Genomic DNA, 298 nt, shown 5'->3' with positions numbered 1-298 from the left:
TGCGCGTGGCCGAGGTCGCCGCGCTCAGGATCGGCGATATCGACTCGGCCCGCATGATCCTGCGGATCGAATGCGGCAAGGCCGGCCGCGACCGCAATGCCATGCTGTCGGCCGATCTCCTGGGCCTGCTGCGGCGCTGGTGGAGCGAGGGCCACCGGCAGGGTGTCCTGCAGCGCCAGGGCTGGCTGTTCCCCGGCCAGGACTGGGCACGGCCGATCAGCACACGCCAGCTCCACCGCGTCGTCGTCGAGGCGGCGCGCGCGGCCGGGATCCCCAAGCGGGTCGGTCCCCATACCCT

Annotated in this window: 1 protein-coding gene; it reads left to right on the top strand. The window is 72.8% G+C overall.

Translation table 11 applies throughout. The features are described from left to right. Window positions 1–298: tyrosine-type recombinase/integrase (locus tag ACLBYB_RS33220; protein ID WP_447701430.1), on the top strand; the 298-nt coding region annotated here is incomplete at both ends.

The organism is Methylobacterium sp. D54C, assembly GCF_053345595.1.
This window is presented reverse-complemented; position numbering and strand designations above follow the sequence as displayed.